This window comes from Pseudobdellovibrionaceae bacterium, assembly GCA_019637875.1.
GTDB lineage: Bacteria > Bdellovibrionota > Bdellovibrionia > Bdellovibrionales > Bdellovibrionaceae > JAHBUW01.
In genome coordinates, this window is record JAHBUW010000025.1 from 1 (window position 1) to 22,681 (window position 22,681).

The window sequence follows — 22,681 nt, forward strand, 5'->3', positions numbered from 1 at the left end:
GATAGATAGATAGATAGATAGATAGATAGATAGATAGATGCGCGACACTCCATTGGTTCGGAGTGCTGGATATCCAGTGTCCTTCGTGCGGGGACCGGGGCGGCGGAATAAATCTATTCCGCATAGGAACTTCCGATTCGATTGAGTCGCGGAGAAGAGCCGGATCTCGAGCATCACATTTTCTTCGACGACGTGTCTTCGGAGAGAGTCTTATGTCCCTCGGAAAGTGCCGCGCCGTGAGGCCCGGAGATTTTCTTTGACCGGTTTTTCAAAGCGCGAGGAAGCCTTCAAACGCACGCAAATTCCATGGTTCGAAAAATCTGAATTTCGACCCGCAAAGATTGCCGCATGAGCCTGTCCATCGCCATAGCGAGAGCTTTTCCGCGCACTCTCCCTCGCGAGAAAATCGCGCCGCCAAAAACCGTGTTAAACAAAACCCATGACGAATCGAGAACTGCACCTCAAAACAAAATCCGTCGCGAAAACCTACCTGCAGATCGAGGCTGACCTCGTGGCGCTCCTCATCGAGATGGATCGCCGCCGCGCCTTCCGCGATCTCGGGTATGCGAGTCTCTTTCAGTACTGCGTGCTCGAACTCAAACTCTCCGAAGCGGTGACGTCGGCTTTTATCACGGTTTCCAGAAAAGCCGCGGTCGTTCCCGATCTGATGGAGGCTCTCGAAACCCAAATTCTCACCGTATCAAAAGCCGCGAAGATCACGTCCGCACTGGATATCCAGCACGTCGAAGAAACCAAGCAGGTGATCAAGTTCGCTTCTCAGCATTCGGCCGCGGAAACGGAAAAGTGGCTTCGTGAGAAGAAGGGGCTCGAAACTCTCCATACGCTGAAAATCGATTCAGCCACGATGGCGAAACTCAAAAAAGCGCGAGCTCTGACGAAACGCGATTTCGCGCTCGAGGAAATTCTCGGCCTCGTGCTGGACGAATTCATTCAAAAACATGATCCCATCGAAAAGGCGAAACGTAGCCTTGGTCGGAGCGCGTCCGGGAAGGCCGCCTCCAAAAAACGCACTCCACTTCCGGTGCGGACCTCCAGAAATATGACGAACGCCGCATATCCAGTGTTGTCTCCGCGGACGGAGAGTCAAACTCCCATGCCGGAGCGGAGTCCTTCCGTTGGCATTGAACATCCCGCACCGAAACCGACGTCAAATTCGCTCGATAGCTTGAACACGAAAGTCTTGCCCACGTCCGCACCTCCCCCGCGGAAATCCTCCGCGCGCAGGCCACTCCCGGCCCGCATCAAACACATCGTGATCACCCGGGACAAAAACCGTTGCACGCACGAGATCCGTCCCGGCTTGCGTTGCCCGAACGACAAGTTTCTGGAGATCCATCACCGCCGACCGCTCCAGCATGGCGGCGCGGATACTCCCGAAAACCTCGTGCTCCTCTGCGCGGCCCACCACCGTCACCACCACCAGGACCTCTGAAGCGGTCGTCGCGGCGAAAATAGATCCGAAACCGAGACGCCGCCCCCGCACGACCGCCGCTTCATCTCAAACCAAGGCGCTCCCGCACCGATTTCGTCTCAAGCTGAGCGGATCGTGCGGCTTTTGTGACTGCGGTTCACGAGCGTTTTTCCCTATTCTGAGAGTGTCACAAACAAGGGGGAAACGATGAAAGCACAAACTTGGATCACGGTCGCCGCGATGACGCTCACACTGGTCGCTTTTCAGAACTGCGCGCCGGTCACCGCATTGAAAGAAACGATGCCGCTCGCGGGAAAAACCGACGCTCCCATCGTCGGTGAAGAGCAGATCTTCACCGAAACCCTGGGCTCGGATCTGCAACCCCAAGCCTCCAGCGAAGTTCTGGAATTCCAAGGCGGCGAGGAAGAGCTCGAAACGGTCCAGCAGGAGCTCGCCACCAAAGAAGTGCACAAACGCCGCTGCGTCTTCCATCTGGAAGGTTCGCGCGGGGCGCGCTGGTTCACCGAACGTTATACCCGTTGGGAAGACTCTTGCTCGAGCGAGCAACCCAAAGTCGCCGCGAACAATCCCCAAGCGCGCATCGTGAAAGTCGAAACGAACTTCGTTGCGGACCAGGTGCCGTTCGATATTCACAAGACGAAGTGCACGTTCACTTTCCGCGGCACGGCGGGCAACATCTGGATCTCGGAGCGTTACCGCGTGTCCGATGGTGTGTGTAACGGATCGGAGCTCGTGAAAGTGCGCGTGAATAATCCGAAAGCGACCGTCATCAAGATCACGACCAACTACGTGAACGATTCGATCGACCTGGCTTCGAAAAACAAGTGCACCTTCGTCATGCAAGGCGAGAAGGGAAACCTCTGGTTCAGCGAACGTTACGTCGGCGCCGACCAAACTTGCGACATCGAGCTTCCGAAGGTCCGCGCGAACAACCCGAAGGCGACGATCAAAAGCATCACCCAGAACTTCGTCTTTGACCCTTATTTCTGATTCACAACTTTAAGAGAGGACTGAAAACCAAAATCCAATAACGCTCATCCACCCTGACTTGCAGCGTGGCCTCAGGATCCGCCAAGAACGGCGGGTTCTGAGGCTTTTTTCATGCCTGAAGAGCCGAATGAAGCGCGAAAAAAAAGGCCGCTCAGGGCCTGGGATGCTTCCTCGGATTTCGCGGAAGCTCTTCGCAAACGTGGTGCGCAAGGAGGGACTCGAACCCTCAAGCCGTTAGGCATACGCCCCTCAAACGTACGTGTATACCAATTCCACCACTTGCGCACGTTTGGAAGAGCACCCAATTCATCCGATTTCACCCCCCATGTCAATGCCGTCCCAATTCTTTTGTGCGCCTAAAAAACCAAAGATGCCCCGCATTTACGCAAAATCATGAAAGCCCATTAACCACCGCCGGGGGGATCACCGTCATACCAGCAAGAGCATGATGCTCGAGTGCGAGGGGGTGCTGAGGCTCTAGGACGGAGCTGCCAACCCAGTTCAAACGACAAACGACTTATTCGTCCAAGGATGGAGCGAAAATGGGTCTGGATCTCGTGGTGATGTTTTGTGTGGTGTACTCGGGGCTGGTTCTGACGGGGATGTGGTTTTACCTCTCTCCGCCGAAAGGAAAACTTCTGCGCTCGCATGAGGATTTCCTGAGGCAACTGGACGAGCCCGCGCCGAGTGCGCGGATTCTGGAATTTCGCCGGAAATCCCTGTGAGTTTGTGGTGGTGTTTGTTTCCTAAAAAGTGAGTCGTGTTCCGTAGGACTGTTTTCGGTTGGGTGGTTCCCGGGGGCAGTCCGGGCGGGAGTCTCCAGTTCGCAAGAATTGGGGGCTCCCGCCTTATTTTTTGGTTGCCGCCGCTCCGCGTTTTCAATACTTTGGCCGCCCATGCCAAAGATCCTCTTTGCCCTTGTTTTGGGCATTTCCACGTTCGCTTCCGCTCAAGTTCCCGCGCTTCAAGGCGGTTGGGCTTTGATTGAGCAGGCTTGCGTGACGCCTCGGGATCGCGTGATCATCGGTCCGGGCTTCCCCGGAAATCGCGAAGAGTGGATTTTGCGTTTCAACTCGCCGGGACCGGCGGGCTTTTACCAATTCAGCGCCGTTTACATCGGCGTGAACGCCGACAACTGCAAAGTCAGCTTCGAAGGCGACTTCCAGACCGAGCTGAATCCTTCCGGAAATCTTTCGGCCATTCAATATTTTCCGGATCGCGCGAGCGTGAGCAAGGCGGGGACCTTCGAGCCTCCGTGCCGCGTTTTCTCGTCCGAAAAGGCGCAACGTTTCGACGCGCGTTTTGAAAACGTGAAGGGGAAAGCCGGACCGGGCGCGCGGCGTTTGCGCATGCTGGGGCCGGACACCGAAAAGCGCTGCGAAGGTGGCCTTGATAAAATGGAACTGTTGTTCGAATCGCTCTAAACTTTTGAGGACATATGTTGAAATCGATCCTTCTGCTCGCATCGTTCTTCGTCGTGGGCCAGGCTTCGGCCGCTTTTGAATACCGCGTGAACCACGTCCAATGTGAAAACTCGTCGGGTCGTTTTGAGCGGCGCAAGATCTTTCCCGCGGTGAAGGACGAAACGCGGCTGAAGCTCATTCCCGCAGGCAACGACCGCGGCGTGATCGAGTACGCGGCCGAACACCTCGGTCTTTCCGGCGGGGACTGCCGCGTGAGTTTCCGTTTGGACTACGAGTTTTCCGGACTCAAGCTGCAGGTCTATCCCCAGCGCCAGAGTCTGCGGCGCGCGGGCGGCTACTTCGCGCCCTGCGAGCTGCTGACGACGGACGACGCGCGCGAGTTCGAGATGCGCCACACGCCGAACGGTTTTGAAATCGTCGGCGACGACCTGACCCGTCTTTGCCATTCGTCGCGCCGGGCCCGCGTCTTGATCGTTTTGGATCGGATCTAGATGCGCACGAGCGAACTGCACTTCGACTTTCCGGAGGAACTCATCGCGACGGCGAAGTCCGATCCGACCCGCGTGATGTGGGTGGGGGACGATCGTCAGCCGCAGGAGCTCACGTTCGCCGAGGTCCTGACGAAAATTCCCGCCGGTGACGTCGTCGTCGTGAACGACACCAAAGTCGTCAAACGCCGCGTGTTCGCGAATGATCTCGAGATTTTGTTCCTGCAGGAGCTTCCCGAAAACGAGTGGCAGGTGCTGATGCCCGCGAAGAATCTCAAAATCGGCGCGCGGATTTCGCTGCCGATGGGGGCCACGGCCGAGCTCATCGAAAAGGGTCGTCCGCAAGAACTCAAAATCGACCGCAAGCTCACGCCCGAAGACTTCGAGAAGCACGGCGAGCTGCCGCTGCCGCCCTACATCCAAAGGGCGCGGGGCGAACGTCACAATCGCGGCGCGGATCAAGACGATTACCAAACCGCGTGGGCGAAAAGCGACGGCAGCCTCGCCTCGCCGACGGCCTCATTGCATTTCAAAACGGCCGACATCCAGACTTTGAAGGATCGCGGCGTCCGCGTGAAATCCCTGACTCTGCATGTGGGTCTGGGGACCTTTCTGCCGGTGACGAGTGACAATCTGGACGAGCACGTCATGCACGCCGAAACGGTGACGATTCCGCGGGACACTTGGCTCGCCATCGAGGCGGCACGTGGCGAAGGGCGCGGCGTCTGGGCCCTTGGGACCACGGTCGCGCGCGCCATCGAAAGCGCGGCGGCGGGACTTCTGACCGAAACGCCGGACGGCTTTCATGGTGAAACGCGGCTCTTCATGAAGCCGGGCGCCGAGTGGCGCCGGATCACGCGTCTGATGACGAACTTTCACCAGCCCGAGAGCACGCTGCTCGCGCTGGTCGCCTCATTTCATTCACTCGAGTCGGTGAAGAGCGCCTATCAGTGGGCGATCGAACGCCGTTTCAAGCTTTTCAGCTACGGGGATTTTTCAGTATGGATTCGTTAACCACCGGCGGCACTTCGCTCGCGAACACGAAAACTCTGGCGACAGTACAGCTCGCGGCCGACGCGATCGCGACCAACGCCAGCGCCATGACCACGGGGGAATTCAAAGTCCATCGCCAGGACGGAAACGCCCGTCGCGCGACGCTGATGACCGCGCACGGTCCCGTGCAGACCCCGACCTTCATGGCCGTGGGCACGAAGGCGACCGTGAAGGCGATGACCTCGCATGAACTGAAAGAGATCGGCACGCAGGTCGTCCTCGGTAACACCTATCACCTGCATTTGCGCCCCGGCGAAAAGACGATCAAAAATCTGGGCGGTCTGCATAAGTTCATGCGCTGGGACGGCCCGATCCTGACCGATAGTGGGGGCTTTCAGGTCTTCTCGCTGAGCGGCCTGCGCAAACTCACCGAGCAAGGCGTCGAGTTCAAATCCCACCTCGACGGCGCGAAGCACTTTCTTTCGCCCGAAACCAGCATGCAGATCCAAATGGATCTGGGCTCGGACATCATCATGGCGTTTGACGAATGCCTCGAATACCCCGCGACCGCGACGAGCGCATCAAATCCAGCATGGATCTGACCCACCGTTGGCTGAAGCGCTCGAAAGAGGCCATGACCCGGCCCGAGTCGCTTTTGTTCGGGATCGTGCAGGGCGGACTCAGCGAAAAGCACCGCATGTACTCGATGGATCAGGTGACCAGCGTCGATCTTCCCGGCTACGCGCTGGGCGGATTCTCGGTGGGTGAGCCCATCGAGCTGATGCATGACCTCGTGAAGGTCATCGGGCCGAAAATGCCCCAGAACAAACCCCGCTATTTGATGGGCGTGGGGACCCCGCTGGATCTGATCCTATCCGTGGATTCGGGGATCGATATGTTTGACTGCGTGATGCCCACGCGGGTCGCCCGCAACGGCACGCTCTACACCTGGCAGGGGAAAGTCAGCATCAAACGCAACGAGTACCGCGAGGACTCGGGGCCGCTCGATCCCGAGTGCGACTGCTACACCTGTACGCACTATTCGAAGGCCTACCTCCGTCACTTGTTCCTGAGTGGTGAGATTTTGGGCAGCCGCCTGAACTCCATCCACAATCTGCACTTCTACATGTCACTCATGGCGAAGGCGCGGGAGGCGATCAGCGAAGGGCGCTGGGCCGCCTTCCGGGATGCCTGTCTGGCGCGTTTCGTCAAAGCCGCGCGCGAGCCGATGAGCTGAGTTAAGTCTTGATCATTCTTTGGAAAACCGGGCAGGATGAGCGTTTTAATCACCCGGTTTTTGCCACAGGAGATCCGAACTTATGAATCCGGCTTCGCAACCCAGCCTTTTTGAAATGGCCCTGCCCTTTATCGTCATGTTGGGCGTGTTCTACTTCTTGATTCTGCGCCCGCAGTCGCGCCGCATGAAGGACCACGACAACTTGCTTAAAGGCATCAAACGCGGCGACCAAGTCATCACCGCGAGCGGCATCCTTGGCACCGTCGACGGCATGACCGATGCGATCGTCACTCTCGAAATCGCGCACGGCGTGAAGGCGAAGTTCCTGCGCAAGCAGATCGTGGCGCTGCAGAGCTCGCTCGAAAAAGGTCCGTCCGAGAAGAAAGCCTAAACGGCGCGGGCCCGCGAAAATCCAAAAAATTAAAAAATCAGTTCCATCGAAGGGGTAAACAGCAATGGAAAATTTGACGTCACGAATCTGGATTGCCGCGGTCGGCGTCCTGACCGTCTTCGTGTGCCTGGCGCCGAACTTCATCAATACCGAGAAGATCTGGTGGCCCACCGAACGTAAACTCAACTATGGCCTGGATATTCAGGGCGGCCTGCATCTCGTCATGGGCGTCGATGTCGCCGGCGTGGTGAAGGAGCAGGGCGCGCGCCAAGTGACCGGCCTGAAGGCCGAGTTTCAGCGCGAGCAGATCCCGGTCGCGGATGTCGTGCTGACCAAACCCGAACAGGGCGAAATGGAAATCCGCGGCGGCGATTCGGCGCGGGTGAAGGAATATATGTCCAACCGCTACAGCACCATGCTGCAGCTGCTGAAGGACACTCCCGATAGCCTGACCTATCGCTATTACGACGCTTACCTCATCGACTTCAAACAGAAGGTCATCCATCAGGGAATCGAGACGATCCGTAACCGGATCGACGAGTTCGGCGTGGCCGAGCCCTCGATCTCGCAGCAGGGTTCGGACCGTATCCAGGTCCAGCTTCCCGGGATGGCGGATGCCGAGCGCGCGAAGCAGCTCGTGAACACCGCCGCGAAACTGGATTTCATGCTGGTGTCGAATCAGATGCCCCCGAACATCATGGAGCTGATTAATCAGGCCGAGACCGCGGGGAACTACAATCTGAAGGATATGAAGTACTCGGCTTACGTCGATCGTCTGAACAAAGACCTCGAAGGCAAGCTGCCCCCGAAAACGGTCGTTTTCTTCGAACGTTCGCCGAACGCCGACGATCTGGAGTCGGGCCGCATTCCCTATCTTTTGCAAACCGACACGAACCTGGGCGGAGCGGATTTGACCGACGCTTTCGTCAGCTTCGATCAGTACGGCGTTCCCGAAGTTTCGCTGCGTTTCAACGCCGCGGGCGCGAACGCCTTCCGTGACCTGACCACCGCGAGCGTCGGCCGTCAGATGGCGATCGTCCTTGATAAGGTCGTGAAGACCGCGCCGAACATCCAAACGCCCATCGGAAACGGCGAGGCCCGTATCACGTTGGGCTCCAGCCGTAACCGCGATCAATCGCTGGCCGAGGCGCAGATGATCGCGACCTCGCTGCGCGCGGGCGCGCTGCCGGCGGCTCTGGAGCAGTTGGAAGAGCGCCGCGTGGGACCGTCTCTCGGGGCGGACGCCATCCGCAAAGCGCAGATCGGTTCGCTCTTCGGCGCGATCGCGATCCTGGTCTTCATGATCATCCGTTACCGCGCGATGGGCGTGATCTCGGATCTGGTTCTGATCCTGAACGTCCTGATGGTGCTGGCGATCCTGACCTCGCTGGGCGCGACGCTGACCCTGCCCGGGATCGCGGGGATCGCGCTCTCGATCGCCTTCGCGATGGACGCGAACGTCCTGATCAACGAACGCATTCGTGACGAGCTTCGCAAGGGCGCAAGCTTCGTTTACGGCGTCAAAGAAGGCTACGACCGCGCGATGTCGGCGATCATCGACTCGAACTTGACCTCGGCCGCCACCGCCCTGGTTCTGTTGTACTACGGAACCGGCCCGGTGCGGGGCTTCGCGGTGACGCTGCTGGCGGGGATCGTGACGACGCTCTTCTCGAACGTCTTCATCTCGAAGGTCATCGTCGACGTCGTGATTCACAAATTCGGCAAAAAGACTCTGTCGGTTTAAGGGGACAGCATGAGCACGAATACAGATAAACAGACCCGTTTCAATTTCGATTTTGTCGGTAAAGCCCCGCTGTTCGGCGCGATCTCACTGATCCTGACCGTCGCGTCGTTGATCTATTTAGCCATGGGCGGGATTCATTACGGCATCGACTTCGCCGGTGGGACCGAAGTGCAGGTGAAGTTCGAGAAGGAACTTCCCATCGCCGAGCTGCGGAACAAGGTGGAAGACCTCCATCTGCTGAACCCTTCGATTCAGACCTTGCAAGCGGACAGCGGTTCCGAGTACGTGATTCGCTTTCAGATTCCCGAAGGCAAAGACGAAAAAGAGATCAACGAGCGGCAGAACGCTGCGGTTGCGTCGCTGCGGACGGCACTTGAGGGGGATTTCAAGGCTTACGAGCCGGACATCCGCCGCGTCGACTCGGTCGGTCCCCAGGTGGGCGCGGAGCTGAAGCGCAACGGCTTGCTCGCGGTGTTTTACTCTCTGCTGGTGATCTTGATCTACATCTCGCTGCGCTTCGATTATAAGTACGCGCCCGGCGCGGTCATCACGCTGGCGCACGATGCGATCATCACGCTCGCGCTCTATATGTTGATGGGGAAAGAGATGAATATCTCGGTCCTGGCGGCGCTGTTGACCCTGATCGGTTATTCGCTGAACGATACCATCGTCGTGTTCGATCGGATCCGCGAGGTTTCGGCGACGTCGAAGGGCGCCGAGTCCAAGGCCATCGTCAACCGCTCGATCAACGAGATGCTGGGTCGGACGATGATCACAGCCGTCACGACCATCGTGGCGACGGGCTTCTTGTGGTGGTTCGCTGACGGAGACGTTGCGGACATCGCCTTCATTTTGTGCGCGGGAACGGTCTTCGGGACTTACTCGTCGGTTTACGTCGCCGCTCCCATCATGATGTTGATGGAGAAGGTCAATCTGGCGCCCCGGCCGACAAGCTCCAACCAGGCTCGCGCCTAGGCCAAGAAGACAAGACCCTAGCTCTAGGAGGCGTCGGTGCCAGGACGGTGGCAGGAAAGAAGCTCAAGCACGAGCTTGAAAACGGGGGATGAAAATCCCCTGAAGGTCCCGGATCAGATTCAGCGTTTGCTGTTTCACCGGGGCTTTGACGACGCCGCGTCTTGGAACGATCTTTTCGATCCGAAGTTGGGATCGATGAAAAGTCCCTGGGCCCTTCGGGACATGAAACCCGCCATCGACCGTCTGGTCGAGGCGCGCATCAATCAGGAAAAAATCTGTCTTTATGCCGACTTCGATATGGACGGCACGTCGGGCCTGGCGCTGGCTCTCGACGCGTTCAAGCAGCTGGGCTTTCATGACGTGCGGCCGATCCAGCCGCAGCGGCTGACGGAAGGTTACGGCTTTCACGACTTCATCGTCGAAGAGCTCGCGAAGGATGGCGTGACTTTAATCATGACCATCGACGTCGGCATCACGGCGAACAAGGCCTGCGCGACCGCGAAGCGTCTGGGCATTGACGTCATCATCACGGACCATCACCAACCCGGTCCCGAAAAACCGCAGGCGCTGGCGATCATCAATCCCAATCAGGGCGATTGCCCTTCGGGTTTGGGTTATCTGTGCGGCGCGGGCGTGGCTTTCACCGTCGTGCGGGCGCTGAAGCGCGCGCTCGCGGACGCCGGAGTCGTTCCCGAGTCGGCGCTGAATCTGAAGTCGCTTCTGGATCTGTTCACGATCGCGACCCTGACGGACATGGTGCCGCTCGTGGAAGACAACCGGATGCTCGTGAAGCACGGCCTGCGCGTGATCGAAGGATCGAAACGGGCTGGGATTCAAGCGCTCTTGAAAAAACTGAATATGCAGGGCAAAGAGCTGAGCGCCCAGGACGTGGCGATCCGTTTCGCGCCGAAGCTGAACGCGCTCAGTCGCCTTGAAACGGGCCTGCGTCCCCTGGAAATTTACCTGGCGCCCGATCAGCCGTCCGCGGAAGCGCTGGTCGATCAGGTGCTGTCGCAAAACTCCGAACGTCTGGACCTGCAACAGCACGGCGAAAAAATCGCGTTCGAGCTGTTGCAAGAGTGGCCGCACGAGGACTTCGTTTTATTGACCTCGAAAGAGTTTCACCGCGGCGTCGTGGGGCTCATCGCGACCAAAATCGCCGGCGAGACCGGGCGTCCCGCATTCATCGGCTCCGAAAATGACGAAGGCGTCGTGGTCGGTAGCGCGCGGGCTCCGCATGGCAGTCCCGTCAGCGTGCTCGAGGCCCTCAGCTCCGCGACCGACATCCTGCAACGTCACGGCGGTCATCCCGCGGCGGCGGGTTTCGAAGTTTTACTTTCGCGTAAAGACGAACTCATCGCGCGTTTGGCCGAGCACCACGCCAGCCTCGATTTCACGCAAGAGTCGGTCATGGATCATGACGGCTTCTTGCGTTTGGGCGATTTGAATTTGGGACTTTTGCGCTGGCTCGAGGCGCTCGGTCCTTTCGGTGTGGATTTCGCGGTTCCGATTTTCGCGTTCGAGAACCTGATCCTCGAAAACGTGATGCCGCTTCGGGGTGGTCACCAAAAATGGATTCTCAAAGATCCGGCGACCTTCACGAAGGTCGATGCCCTGTATTTTTCACCTCCCCCGGGGCTTTCCGTGAAGCCGGGGATCGTCGTTTCGGTGCTCGGGGAAGTCCAAAAAAACGACTTCCGTGGCTCGATCAAGCCGCAAATCCTGATTCGGGATTACAAGGTCGCCGTCCCTTACGAAAAGGAATCGCCTTCCGAAAAGGGACTTGGTAGCTTCGGGCCATGAAACCGAAGTCCGTCGTGCTCCTCAGTGGGGGGCTGGATTCCACCGTCAATTTGTACGAGGCCCGCGAGAAGACCGACATCGCCCTCGTTTTGACGTTCGATTACGGCCAGCGCGCCCGTGAGCGCGAGGTTAAAACCTCGGCGCTCATCGCCGGACGTCTGGGGCTGCGTCACCGCGTGCTCGCGTTGCCGTTCATCGCCGAGTTCGGCGGTTCGTCTTTGACCGATCGCAAACAGGAAGTCCCGCAAGGCGAAGAGGTCGACATCCATTCCGCCGAAACCTCGACCCGTACCGCGAAGTCGGTCTGGGTGCCGAACCGGAACGGGATCTTTTTGAACATCGCCGCCGGTTTCGCCGAGTCGCTCGGAGCGGATCTGGTGATCCCGGGATTCAACGCCGAAGAGGCGAAGACCTTTCCCGACAATTCCGAAGACTTCGTGCACACCATGACCCGCTCGCTTTACTTTTCGACGGCGAACCGCGTGATGGTCCAGTGCTACACGATCCGCATGGAAAAGCCCGAGATCGTCCGTCGGGGGCAGCAGTTGGGCGTGGACTTCGGTCAGCTTTGGCCATGCTACCTCGAAGGGGACCGCTGGTGCGGCGAGTGCGAATCCTGCCTGCGCGCGACGCGCGCCTTTCGCGACGCCGGCGTCGACCTTTCCACTTTGCCGTTCGCGGCCGCCGGAGAAGCCTGATGAAATCCCTGTGGTTGGAAACGAAGCTCGACTACGACGGGACGCAGTTGCGTCCGCTCTACAGTTACATGAATCACCGGCTCGACGGACCTTCGGTTTTGGGTTTTCGGGGGGCGTGCCATGTGGATTTCGCGCACATGATCGATGGCGAAGATCTGCGTGAACAAAGCGCGATCGCGGGCTCGGACATGGTTCACCTGATCGTCGAGTTCTTCCACGCGAATTTACTTTCGGCGGTGGCGCTGCAGCGTTTGATCGCGTCTTTAGCCGCCACGACGGTCGAGGATCTTTCGGGTGGCAAAGTGCGCCTGCGCCGTGAAGGCGACGATCTTTATCTGGACGATGCGAAGTTCAGTATTTCCATCGCGACGGTGAGCGCGGTTTCGCAGCTCGTGCATTTCGCGGTGAACGTCAGCCAAAAGGGCACGCCCGTCAAAACCTGCGCGCTCGAGGACTGGGGGCTCAACCCCGAGGTCTTCGGCCGTACGCTCATCGCCAAAGTCGCCTTTGAATTCGATTCGATGTGGGCCGCGACCGAAAAGGTCCGTCCCGTCTAAAAAAGGCGGGACTGCCGGTCCATCATGGAATCGGCAGCCCCGTCAGAATCACAATCGTTACATTCAGTTTAGTTGCGTCCGCCCGCCGACTCGGGAGCGGTGCTGCTGCCCACGCGAGGGACGGCGTTGAAGTCTTCGCTCTGCCGACGTTTGATGAAGTCGATGCTCTCGGCGGTGATGACTTTTTTGTCGTCGGGCAAATGGATCAAGATCCGCCCGGTCGCTTGTTTTTCGGTCATGGGCACTTTGATGGTCGCGACGCCGCGGCCTCCGCAGCCCATCATCGTTTTAATACCGAACTCCAGGCGATAGATGTGGGGACCGAAGGTCGCCCGGCCCGAGCGCTCGTGAAGAAGCGCGCCTTGGCGCAGGTTACAGAAGTTGTCCGACTCGATCTCGATGACCATGACGCCGTTTCGTTTGTCGTACTTCGCCGATTTTAAGACGTCGCCGCGTTCGTCGCCGACGATCTGGTGGGGCATGTTCAGGTGAGGGGTCGCCACGCGTTCATGCGGCATAGTGAACTGTCGCGACTCCGCGCGAACGTAGGCGGCCGAAAGTAACAAAACTGCGATCAGTCCGCCGATTCCAGGTTTACTCCAAGTGCGCATTTCCATGGCTCCTCCCTTTTGAAGCTCGTTCCATTTCAAATGAAGATTGCAAATCGGTGCCCAGATTCGTCGCCCGCCTTGAAAGAATCGCGGCGAGGGGGCGGAAGGGGTTTCTGCGCGATCTTAACTTCAGTCGTGAAAAGCCGGTGACGGAACCACTGTCGAAGATCCGGACACCCGTCGTGCGTAAAATGTTCCGCCCTGGGGCGAGGGCAAAATGTGGTCCCGATCTTGTAGTCATTCACCGCGGGAAATACAGGGGGGCCCAAATGACGTTTTTGGGCCCGGGGTCTTGAAAAAAATCGAAGCTTGTCGAGGAAATGCGCGAGCTTTGGGGGTACGGGATGAAGTTAGCCGCTGAAAGAAAAACGCCTTCGCTTTTGGGGATGTTTTTCCTATTTGCGATTTTGAGTCTGCTTTTGGGCGTGGAAAGCCGCGCCGAAACGAAGCTGACCGAGGCGATCCGTCTGCCGCTCGGGCCGGGCAGCGTGATCGAGTTCATGGACGACTTCGATTTCGGTCTTTCCCGCGAGAAGCGTTTCTGTGACGGTCAGGACACGGGCTTTTTCCGTAGCCTGATGTCCCAGGATTGCTGCACGATCCGGATCAATCCGCTGGAGGCGCCGCTGACCCAACAGATCGTGATCGGTCGCGGTCTGCGTTCGGTGAAGGACGTCTCGGCTCGCCAGAATTTCGCGGTGATCGACGGTAAATACGAAGTCATCATGAACTGCGGCGAAAAGTCGCCTTCGGCCGAGCTGCTGAAGCGCGCGCTCGGCACGCGGGTGCAGATCCACGAAATGAAAGTCGTGACGGACGAGACCGTGGAAGTGCCCACGGACGGACCCAAAAGTGCGGGCGCCGAGAAGACGCTCGAAGAACGTCCCTCGCTGACGCCCGTTCTGACGATCTGATTATTTGCATTTCCCGAAGTCGAGCCCCGCTATCGCAAGTTCCGTGCCCTCACGATCGGGGTCAGGGTGTCTCCGCTTTCAGGTGGCGCACGACTTCCAGGCTTTCGTTCAGCGTGCGGCGCGAGATGTTCGTCTCATCCAAAAAGTAACCGAAGGCGCGCAGGCGGTTGACGAAGCCCGTGCCCGCGTCCGCGGATTTCGCGGAGTCGGGATAGGTGAACTCGGACAGCTCCGCACGCAGGATCTTCGCCAACCCTCGGCGTTCGCCCCACATCCGTACCGTCTGCGCCACGTGACAGCTCACGCAGTCGATGCCGCCCGTGTTTTCAAGGCGGGGATTTTCGATGCGCGCGGCTTGAGTCAGGGCCTCTAAGAGCGCGTCGCGGTCGCGGTCCGGGTCGAACTGCTCCGAATTGTTCAGCAGATTCAGCCACGCGATTTGATCCTCGGGATAGGGATTCAGGCTCGCGCGGAATTCCTGCAGCTTCGTGGGGTCGATGAAAAATCCCTGCGCGCCGCGGTTCACGCGCGGCACGCGGATCCGGCGGTAAACGCCGTCCGCGACGTCGACGCCCGCGAAAACCCACAGCGAGCCGATGGGATCGACGTTCATGCCGGTTGCGCGGCTAAGATTTTTTTCGCCCACATAGCGAAGGACCAAGGCGCGAAGTTTCGTCCAGGTTTCGCCGTTCAGCCCTTCCGCTTGGAGTCGGGGGTGAATGCCCAGCGGCGCCGCGGGCGTGCGCACGAGTTCGCGCCATTCTTTCAGAAAATCGGGCCAGTCGTTTTCGTCGAAGTCGTGAAAGCTGTGCACGGCCGCGTCCAGGGCCGAAGCGCTTTTCCCGCGCGTCGGGAATTCCAGGGGTTGCCAGACAAGCCGCAGCTGCCGACGGCACGCGAGCGGTGCCGGGCCCTCATGAAAACACGGATCGATCCGCATCGCGACGACCCGCAACTGTTCATTGTAGATGAGCTCGGGGTTTCCGCCCAGAATCAACCGGGGGAGTTCGCCGTACACGGCGCGCGGGAGGAGCGGGCCGCCGAGGCCGAGGTCCGCGGGCGCGAGTGTCTTTGTGAACTCCGCGCGCGTGGGAAGGGGAATCAGCACCGAGACTTCGTTCAACGTCCACGCATGCGCGTCGAGACACGCAAACCCAATGAGCGCGGCAAGCCCCATGGCCTTCATCATTTCCCCCTCCGGAATTGTGCTTCGGGGTTAGCGAATCCATGGTGGAGAATAAAGGGGGATCGGCTTGGGTCGCGCGCGTGAAAACCGAACGAGAATGCGCAGTCCCGCGTTATGCCCGGGAATTAGGCCGGCGGGCGGAAAGTGTCACGCCACGGGCGTGCGAAAAATAAAGTAAACCGCCCCCACCAGGCAGAGCGCCGCCCAGAGGTAATCCAGCTTGAGCGGCTGTTTCATGTACCAGACCGAAAATCCCGCGAAGACGATCATGGTGATGACCTCTTGCAGGATTTTAAGTTGGGGCAGGCTGTAGTGATCCGAACCCCAGCGGTTGGCGGGGACCTGCAGGACGTATTCGAAAAACGCGATCCCCCAGCTGACCAGGATGACGATCCAGAGCGCCGAGGTCTTGAAGCCTTTCAGATGCCCGTACCACGCGAACGTCATGAAGATGTTCGAGAGGAGCAACATGACGAGGGGGACGTAGGCATTTGTCGTCATCAGTTGTTCCCGCCGCTGGTGTACGCGTGGGTGCAGATCAGGCTCGCGATGCGTTTGTATTCGCTCATCAGATCCAAGTGGATGGAGCTCGTGTTGATCGATTCGCGCATACCGCGGTTCAAACGTTTGATGTGCTCTTCTTTGAGCGTGAACTCGTATTTCGCGAGATCGCGCTTTTCCTGGATCGCGGTTTCGGTCAGATCGCGCTGGTAAAAGGCGCTGATGCCCAGGCGTACGACCTTCAGCACGCGGGCGTGCATGTCGCGGATCTCGGTCCAGCCCTCGTTAGAGAACTCCAGGTGCAGCGCGTGTTTTTTCACCGCGAGCGTCGTCACGTTGATGTCGATCGAGTCCGCCGCGCGCTCCAGATCCGACAAGAACATGATCATCCCCATCAGGTTCTGGTGGACGGCGACCTGGGATTTATTCACGTGATCGAGCAGGAACATCTTGATCTCGCGGTAAAGGAAGTCGACCTGATTGTCGCGCTCTTTGATGCTGCGAAGAAGTTCGGGGTCCTCTTTTTCGAACAGCTTCACCGAGTCCTCGATCATCGACACCACGATGTCCGCAGTGCGCTGGATTTCGCGGTGGGCGTAGCTGACCGCAAGCGCCGAAGACTCGTAGTTGTTCATGGTCAAAAACTCGGTCCCGAACTCTTCTTTCGGATCCTTCGGGAACATCTTTTCGATGATCGCCGAGCCCTTATTGATGAGCGGGAAGAAGATCGCGGCCGAGATCAGGTTGAACAGCAAATGCCCGTTCGCCACCTGACGGAAGACCGAGGTGTGAAATTCGGCGAGCATCCCGACGAGGGCGGTGTTCACGCCCGGGATCAGGAAGATGACGACCGAGAGCGTTTTGTAGAAGAAGTGCGCCCAGGCGACCTGTTTGGCGATGGAATTTCCGCCCACGGCGGCGAGCAGCGCGATCGAGGTCGTGCCGATGTTCGCGCCGTACACCCAAAACATCGCCTGGTGCAGGTCGATGGCGCCGGCCTGGGCCAGACTCATCGCCAGACCGATGGTCACCGCACTGGACTGCACCAGCGCGCAGAAACACATCGCGAAGAAAATCGAGATGTAGGGATGGTCGCGCAGGCGTGCGATCACGCTTTGCGTTTCGGGAAGCTCGGCCAGGATTTTCGCCGAACCCGAGATCAGGCCCATCCCCAAGAACAAAAGACCGAAGCCGAAAAGCACCAGCGCCGCGTTTTTGATCTGCGGCTTTTTCGCGAAAAAGTAGCACGAGAAAGCGACGATCAGAATCGGCAGCGAAAACTGCGACAGCGGGAACGAGATGATCTGGACGGTGAGGGTCGAGCCGATGGCGGTTCCGATGATCACGCCCATGACCTGACGAAGCGTGATCACGCGCGCCGAACCGAGACCCACGAGCAGCGACGTCACCGCGCCCGAGCTCTGCAGCACCGTGGTCATCGAAATTCCGACGATCACCGATAAAAACTGATTGGCCGAAAGTTTCTTCAGCAGAAAGGTGATGCGGCTCGCGAAGAGCTTTTCCAGCGATTGGCTGGCGAGGGTCATTCCGTAAATGAAAAGCGCCACGCCGCCGAACAGCAAGATGAGCGGTGATGAGGTGAGCTCAACCAATTTTTCGGCCTCCACGGGAAGAAGTGCGGAACAGGATTCCCATGAACGACATCACGACAGAGATCGTGGCCGGAAACAGAAAGCCCAAATACTCAAACTGAAGGAAAAAGACGGATCCGGCAAGTGAGCCCGCGATAAAACTGCCGATGAGACCGATACGAATGCCGGCCTTGCGTCGCTCGATGGTCAGTGTGTCTTCGCTCAGATGTTTCGAGAAGATCCGCACGAGCCCGATACTGAGATCCGTGGTGATCCCCGTCAGGTGGGTCGTGCGGATGACCGCGCCGGAAGCCGACGTGACCGCCGCATTCTGCATTCCGCAGGCCAGGCACAAAAGGGCCAGCAGTTTGTAGTCTTGGCTCAGATCGAGGGATTCGCCGAAGCGGCTGAACTGGCCGGTTGAACCCAAGACCGCGACCGCGATCAGGACGAGTCCCACCAGAAAGATGACCTGGGTATATTGGGGACGGCGGTTGCGCGACAGTCGACGATCGATGAACAGCGCCGAAACGATGCCGCCCGTGATGAAAAATCCCGGGACCGTCATGATCCAGAGGGCGGCGGTCCAATGACCGAACGCCATTTCGCTGCCGAAGAGGGTCGCGAAGCCCGTGACGTGGGAGACGAAACGGTGACTGGCGAGGAATCCGCCAGCGTTGATCGCGCCGGCCTGAAATGCGAGCGAACACCAAATGACAAAGTTTAGCCGACTAAAATGGTTGAGCGAGAAGCCCTGCGATAGCATTCGTGAACCTGTTCGTGTATCGTTCAAGAGTAACGCGAGGATCGCTTGAAAGAAAGTCGTAATCAGAATTCGATCGGGACCGCTTCGCTTCGGCAGGTGCATGTCGTCTGTGGTGTTTTCTCGCGCACCACGGCCGCGGGCGTTTTCGAGGTCGCGCTGTTTCGGCGAAATGACGAATACGGTCGCTTCGAATTTCCGGGGGGCAAAGTCGATCCCGGGGAAACCGAACCCCAAGCGCTCGTTCGCGAATTGAAAGAAGAGTTGAACCTCGACGTCGAACTGGCCGGTTTTCTTGGGGAAAACACCCACGACTATGCGACCGTCCGCATTTTCCTGCGCGCTTACTGGGTGCGGGCCGCGGACTGGACGGGCCTTCATCTGACGGACCATAGCGAGTGGCGTTGGGCCTCCGCGAATGAAGCCGGGGATCTCGCCGAGGCCGATGTCCCTCTCTGGGAGTTGATCTTTCAGAAAGGCGCACGTCCCAAGGTCGAGGTCGCGCCGTGAAGCTTTTCGTCTTTCCTTTGAATGAGTGCGTGCTGCATCCGGGAACTTCGAAACCCCTCAACATCTTCGAGCCCCGCTATCTGAAAATGGTCGAAGACGCGCTCGCCGAGCAGGTCCCGATCGCGCTCACGTTCAGTGACGGCGCGGTGCCGGGAGTCGTCGCGGGCTTCGGCGTGCCCGAACTTCTGGAGAAGCGGGCGGACGGGACGCTCCTGATTCGCCTTCCGGGGGAGGGTAAGGCGCGTCTTAAGTCCGTGCAAGTGAACGTCGAGCCTTATCTCATCGCCGAAGGGGAAGAGATCTCCGAAAACTACGAGATCAACGCGGAGCAGGCGTTGGCCTACATGGGCTTACAGCGTCGCTTGATGAAGTGGATGGGGGAGCATATCGTGGACGTGGCGACGCGCGAGCATTTTGTCGCGGCCCTTTCGGGTCCGCAGGCCGTGCTCGGCGCCGCGACCGCGTTTTTGATCACCGACGGCGATCTGCAGCAGCTCATCCTCGAGGCCGACGACGTGAACGAGAAGGTCGGCCTCTTGAATGGGATGTTGAATTATCCGACGGCGACTTAAGCCTAAACCCGGTAGCGCAGCGACTGCCACCACGCGGTCAGCGCGATTCCCAACAGATGCGCCAAGCACAGATGAACGAGCTTCAACGGAATGGGCGAGAGCCACAACAGCGTGACCGAACCCAGGACGACCGTGACCGCCATGATGCCGATCACGTACCACGAGCGGCGACGGTAGGTTGTTTCGTTCGCCGGCGCGAGCTCGCTTGCGAGATAGAAAAGCAGCACGAGGCCGACGCCCGCGAAGACCCCCATCGTGGGATGCACCGTACGTAGACGCAAAAGAAAGTGCGAAGCCGCGTCGAAGTCCGCGCGGAAGCCTTCGAGCAACGACAGACTCGGAAAAAGTGTCGTGGACAGCGCCGCGATCGCGCCCGACATCCCCAAGATCAGGAAGACGACTCCCGCCACGATGGGCAGACGCTTCTGCATTCGCGCAGACAAGATGGCGTCGTCGGTGCCGCGACGGATCCACTCTTTGCGTTCGGCAAAGAGCGCGAGCAGCGTGACCGAAACGACGAGGAGGACCGAGTTCGCGAAATGCAAACTCATGGCGATGGCGCGGAAGACCGAGTCGTCTTGTCCGACCAGTCCGAAGAGCACGAGCTTCGCGCCCAGAAGCGCCTCGGTGATCGTGAAAAAGAGCGAAGCCATCGCCCAGAAGCGGACGGGATGCTCTTTCGCGAAGAGTTTACGGGCGGCGATCACAAGGGCCAGAACGTAAAGGCCGAAAGCGCCCGACATCAGGCGGTGGGTGAACTCCACCCAGGTTTTCGGCGGTGCGGCTTCGGGGATGACGACGCCGTTGCATAAAGGCCACGAATCGCCGCAGCCGTCGCCACTATGGGAGATGCGCACCCAGGCGCCCCACAAGATGACGAGAAGAACGTAAAAAACGAGTCCGCGCGCGGTCCAAAGGAAGCGGGGAGCGGGCGGGGGAAGGCTCGGTTTCGGCAGTGACATCATGGGGCGGGTTTAGCATACTGAATTCCCAATGAGCAACGAGCGGCGCGGCCCCCCTTCGCATGATCACAAGAACTGTAGCCACGATCATGGCTCGGAGCACGATCATGAGTCCGCTCACGATCAGACGGGGGACGCGACTGATGATCATGCCCACGATGAAGGCATAGATCACGCGGGTCATCACCATCATCATCACGGTTTCGGGCACCACCATCATCACCATGGCGGCGGCGCGGGGGGCGATCACGGTCGGGTGATGAAGGGACTGAAGCTCACCTTCTTCCTGAATCTGGGGTTCGCGATTTTTGAGTTCATCGGGGGTTATCTCACCAACTCGGTGGCGGTGATGTCCGACGCCCTTCACGATTTGGGCGACGCGATGGCTTTGGGCTTGGCGTGGTGGTTCGAGAAAAAATCCATCCAGAAGGCGACCCCGGCCTACACCTACGGTTACCGCCGCTTTTCACTGCTGAGCTCGGTTTTCACCGGCACCATCTTGCTGATCGGCGGCGTTTTTGTCGTGCGCGAGGCCGTCACGCGCCTCTTCGAGCCCGAGCCCGTGGTCGCTTGGGGAATGCTCGTGATGGCGATCTTCGGGATCGCGATCAACGGTTGGTCGCTTCTGCAGTTTTCCAGTCAGGGCGGTGCGAGCGAGCGCATGGTGCGCCTGCATCTGATCGAGGACGTCGCGGGTTGGATCATTCTGCTGTTCACCGCGCTCGTCATGCAATTCGTCGACTGGCCGTGGCTGGACGCGATCGTCGCGATCGGTCTGTCGGCGTGGATCATGATGAACGTGGTTCGTCAGTTGGTTGCGGTTGCGGCGGTTTTTCTGCAAGCGCTCCCGGCGGGTCTGTCGGTGCCAAAAATCGAGGGCGTGATTCGCGCCATTCCCGGCGTGGCCGATTGTCACCATACCCACATCTGGTCGCTCGACGGCGAAAAGCACATCCTGACCACGCACATCCGCCTGCCCGCGGGCGCCGACGTGGCGACGCTTTCGGAGCTGAAGCAAAAAGTGAAGTCGCAGCTGCAAAAGAAGTTCGCGATCGTCGAAGCCACCATCGAGTTCGAATTCGACGGCGAGGCCTGCGAGACGCCCGAGCATTGAGCCGGGAAGTGAGCGAGGCCATGCCGAGACCGAGCCGGAGGTCACTTCCGATTCGGAAGCGGATCTGTCGTTCATAAAAGTGGAAGTGGTCCTGACTGGACCGCCGCGACTCTTCAGCCCTCCGAGTGAGGATTTTCCTTTCGTTCACTTGTCGTGATCGGGGCCTGCGCGGTGAGTTTCTTTTGTGATCTGAAAGGGTGAGCCCCAGGTTTCCGATTCCGTCCCCGATTATGTGCCGAACACAGGGCGCGCAGGTTTTCGGGCGCATTCCCGCCGCCTGCGTGAACCGGGCGGATGTGATCGATCTGCAGGAAGTGCCGTGAGCCGCAGCGTCTGCCCGTGAGTGGATCCACGTAGCCGCAGCCGCGCGGACGCAGTTCCGATTCGGAAGTGGGCTTCAAGGAATCTTTCCCGGGGTTAGAATCTAAATTGCACTTCTCGCGGTTCTTTCCTTTTTCAAGGAGAGTGTACTTCCGATGTCCGGGGCCGACTCTGGACCCGACGAGGATACGTTTCCGCAGATTCGGCGCGATTTGGCGGGGCTTGCTTGAGTATTTGCGTTGCGGCGAAGCGCGCTTGATCTCGGTGCGACGTGAGATCTCTTTGCGCGCAAGATAAATGGCCAAGTCCGCGTGCCTCCGCTTCGGAACGGAATGGGAGACGAGTTCTCCTACACGGCACCAGTTTTCGTATTCTTCTTTCGTCAGAGTCAGGGTGAGTGTCACCGAACCGTCGGCATGTTGTTGGGTGCGTTCTAGGGAGGGCACTTCAACTTTCAGTTCATGGGCCAAAATCTGCTGCGTCTCCACGAAGCTGCGCGACTCGATCTTTTTGAGGAGACCCAGTTTATCCTCGGCCTCCATTTTGGCGCCGAACTCTTTCTCCGCCAGTTTGATGTTTTGGGTGACGAGCGCGATCTGGGAGAGGTTCAGCTTTCCTTCCTCGATCTTCGCCGCGACTTCGGGAACTTCGCGCAAAAGCCTCGCCGCGCTGATGCGTCGTTGTGCCGCTCCGGCGGAGTAACCATGCGCCTGGGTGAGGTACTCAAAGAGGGACGGATAAGCTCTTTCCAGATACAGCCGGCGTCGGTCCACTTCGGCGATGCACTCCAAAACCAAGTGCGTGATCTTCCGCTCGGTGCGAACGAGTTTCGTAAGCCGTGCGAGCAAGTTTTCGTTCGAGAGAGTTTTAAGCGTCATGACG

At 58.9% G+C, this 22,681-nt stretch carries 23 protein-coding genes, 1 tRNA gene and 1 pseudogene; 17 read left to right on the forward strand and 8 right to left on the reverse strand.

Translation table 11 applies throughout. The annotated features are described in order from the left end of the window. Positions 1-439: 439 nt before the first annotated feature. Both KF767_18975 and KF767_18980 read left to right on the forward strand, forming a co-directional pair. Positions 440-1,453: an HNH endonuclease gene (locus KF767_18975; protein MBX3019978.1), complete on the forward strand. Its 1,014-nt coding sequence runs from the start codon at positions 440-442 to the stop codon at positions 1,451-1,453. A 186-nt stretch (positions 1,454-1,639) separates the two neighbouring features. Further along, entirely contained in the window at positions 1,640-2,443 is an 804-nt protein-coding gene (locus tag KF767_18980) for a hypothetical protein (GenBank protein ID MBX3019979.1), read from the forward strand. Between the two features lie 200 nt (positions 2,444-2,643). On the opposite strand, the gene KF767_18985 is transcribed toward KF767_18980, so the two are convergent. Then, positions 2,644-2,728 (reverse strand) — tRNA-Leu (locus tag KF767_18985). Between the two features lie 257 nt (positions 2,729-2,985). Here KF767_18985 and KF767_18990 point away from each other — a divergent pair. The 11 genes and pseudogenes from KF767_18990 (at position 2,986) to KF767_19040 (ending at position 12,753) form a co-directional block, all read left to right on the forward strand. Beyond that, a complete protein-coding gene (locus KF767_18990; GenBank protein ID MBX3019980.1) occupies positions 2,986-3,168 on the forward strand; it encodes a hypothetical protein in 183 nt (60 codons plus the stop codon). Between the two features lie 171 nt (positions 3,169-3,339). Beyond that, a complete protein-coding gene (locus tag KF767_18995) occupies positions 3,340-3,867 on the forward strand; it encodes a hypothetical protein (protein ID MBX3019981.1) in 528 nt (175 codons plus the stop codon). A gap of 14 nt (positions 3,868-3,881) precedes the next feature. Continuing rightward, positions 3,882-4,358: a hypothetical protein gene (locus KF767_19000; GenBank protein ID MBX3019982.1), complete on the forward strand. Its 477-nt coding sequence runs from the start codon at positions 3,882-3,884 to the stop codon at positions 4,356-4,358. After that, positions 4,359-5,369: a tRNA preQ1(34) S-adenosylmethionine ribosyltransferase-isomerase QueA gene (gene queA / locus KF767_19005; GenBank protein ID MBX3019983.1), complete on the forward strand. Its 1,011-nt coding sequence runs from the start codon at positions 4,359-4,361 to the stop codon at positions 5,367-5,369. Further along, positions 5,357-6,585 (forward strand): annotated as a pseudogene (tgt, locus tag KF767_19010) (tRNA guanosine(34) transglycosylase Tgt). Before queA ends, tgt begins: the two are co-directional and overlap by 13 nt. Positions 6,586-6,700: 115 nt before the next feature. Next, positions 6,701-6,976: a preprotein translocase subunit YajC gene (gene yajC / locus KF767_19015; GenBank protein MBX3019984.1), complete on the forward strand. Its 276-nt coding sequence runs from the start codon at positions 6,701-6,703 to the stop codon at positions 6,974-6,976. 64 nt (positions 6,977-7,040) lie between these two features. Next, positions 7,041-8,720 (forward strand): protein translocase subunit SecD, encoded by a 1,680-nt coding sequence (secD, locus tag KF767_19020; protein ID MBX3019985.1) that lies wholly within the window; start codon positions 7,041-7,043, stop codon positions 8,718-8,720. A gap of 9 nt (positions 8,721-8,729) precedes the next feature. Then, positions 8,730-9,695 carry a protein translocase subunit SecF gene (secF, locus tag KF767_19025; GenBank protein MBX3019986.1) on the forward strand — a complete coding sequence of 322 codons (966 nt, stop codon included), beginning with the start codon at positions 8,730-8,732 and terminating at the stop codon, positions 9,693-9,695. Positions 9,696-9,731: 36 nt separating this feature from the next. Beyond that, positions 9,732-11,498, forward strand: coding sequence for a DHH family phosphoesterase (locus KF767_19030; GenBank protein ID MBX3019987.1), 1,767 nt, complete (start codon positions 9,732-9,734; stop codon positions 11,496-11,498). Then, positions 11,495-12,196 (forward strand): 7-cyano-7-deazaguanine synthase QueC, encoded by a 702-nt coding sequence (queC, locus tag KF767_19035; protein MBX3019988.1) that lies wholly within the window; start codon positions 11,495-11,497, stop codon positions 12,194-12,196. Before KF767_19030 ends, queC begins: the two co-directional genes overlap by 4 nt. Further along, positions 12,196-12,753, forward strand: coding sequence for a DUF366 family protein (locus KF767_19040; protein ID MBX3019989.1), 558 nt, complete (start codon positions 12,196-12,198; stop codon positions 12,751-12,753). Before queC ends, KF767_19040 begins: the two co-directional genes overlap by 1 nt. A 68-nt stretch (positions 12,754-12,821) precedes the next feature. Here KF767_19040 and KF767_19045 read toward each other — a convergent pair whose 3' ends face one another. Continuing rightward, positions 12,822-13,370, reverse strand: a complete 549-nt coding sequence (locus tag KF767_19045; GenBank protein MBX3019990.1) for a hypothetical protein — start codon at positions 13,368-13,370, stop codon at positions 12,822-12,824. A gap of 338 nt (positions 13,371-13,708) precedes the next feature. Between KF767_19045 and KF767_19050 the strand changes: the two genes are divergently transcribed. Then, complete coding sequence (locus tag KF767_19050; GenBank protein ID MBX3019991.1) at positions 13,709-14,278, forward strand: hypothetical protein; 570 nt, start codon at positions 13,709-13,711, stop codon at positions 14,276-14,278. Between the two features lie 61 nt (positions 14,279-14,339). Here KF767_19050 and KF767_19055 read toward each other — a convergent pair whose 3' ends face one another. From KF767_19055 to KF767_19070, 4 genes are all read right to left on the reverse strand, one after another. Then, positions 14,340-15,467 carry a hypothetical protein gene (locus KF767_19055; GenBank protein MBX3019992.1) on the reverse strand — a complete coding sequence of 376 codons (1,128 nt, stop codon included), beginning with the start codon at positions 15,465-15,467 and terminating at the stop codon, positions 14,340-14,342. A gap of 144 nt (positions 15,468-15,611) precedes the next feature. Then, positions 15,612-15,965, reverse strand: coding sequence for a DMT family protein (locus tag KF767_19060; protein MBX3019993.1), 354 nt, complete (start codon positions 15,963-15,965; stop codon positions 15,612-15,614). Continuing rightward, a complete protein-coding gene (locus KF767_19065; GenBank protein MBX3019994.1) occupies positions 15,965-17,578 on the reverse strand; it encodes a Na/Pi cotransporter family protein in 1,614 nt (537 codons plus the stop codon). Before KF767_19065 ends, KF767_19060 begins: the two co-directional genes overlap by 1 nt. After that, complete coding sequence (locus KF767_19070; protein ID MBX3019995.1) at positions 17,571-18,323, reverse strand: DUF1275 domain-containing protein; 753 nt, start codon at positions 18,321-18,323, stop codon at positions 17,571-17,573. The genes KF767_19065 and KF767_19070 overlap by 8 nt, the downstream gene beginning before the upstream one ends. 45 nt (positions 18,324-18,368) lie before the next feature. On the opposite strand from KF767_19070, the gene KF767_19075 reads away from it, so the two are divergent. Both KF767_19075 and KF767_19080 read left to right on the forward strand, forming a co-directional pair. Next, on the forward strand, positions 18,369-18,830 hold the full coding sequence (locus KF767_19075) for an NUDIX domain-containing protein (protein ID MBX3019996.1): 462 nt from the start codon (positions 18,369-18,371) through the stop codon (positions 18,828-18,830). Further along, positions 18,827-19,402, forward strand: coding sequence for an LON peptidase substrate-binding domain-containing protein (locus KF767_19080; protein MBX3019997.1), 576 nt, complete (start codon positions 18,827-18,829; stop codon positions 19,400-19,402). Before KF767_19075 ends, KF767_19080 begins: the two co-directional genes overlap by 4 nt. A gap of 2 nt (positions 19,403-19,404) precedes the next feature. Here KF767_19080 and KF767_19085 read toward each other — a convergent pair whose 3' ends face one another. Continuing rightward, entirely contained in the window at positions 19,405-20,367 is a 963-nt protein-coding gene (locus tag KF767_19085) for a COX15/CtaA family protein (protein ID MBX3019998.1), read from the reverse strand. Positions 20,368-20,395: 28 nt separating this feature from the next. Between KF767_19085 and KF767_19090 the strand changes: the two genes are divergently transcribed. Further along, complete coding sequence (locus KF767_19090) at positions 20,396-21,478, forward strand: cation transporter (protein ID MBX3019999.1); 1,083 nt, start codon at positions 20,396-20,398, stop codon at positions 21,476-21,478. A gap of 113 nt (positions 21,479-21,591) precedes the next feature. On the opposite strand, the gene KF767_19095 is transcribed toward KF767_19090, so the two are convergent. Beyond that, positions 21,592-22,681 (reverse strand): HNH endonuclease (locus KF767_19095; GenBank protein ID MBX3020000.1); only part of this gene is annotated, 1,090 nt, incomplete at its 5' end.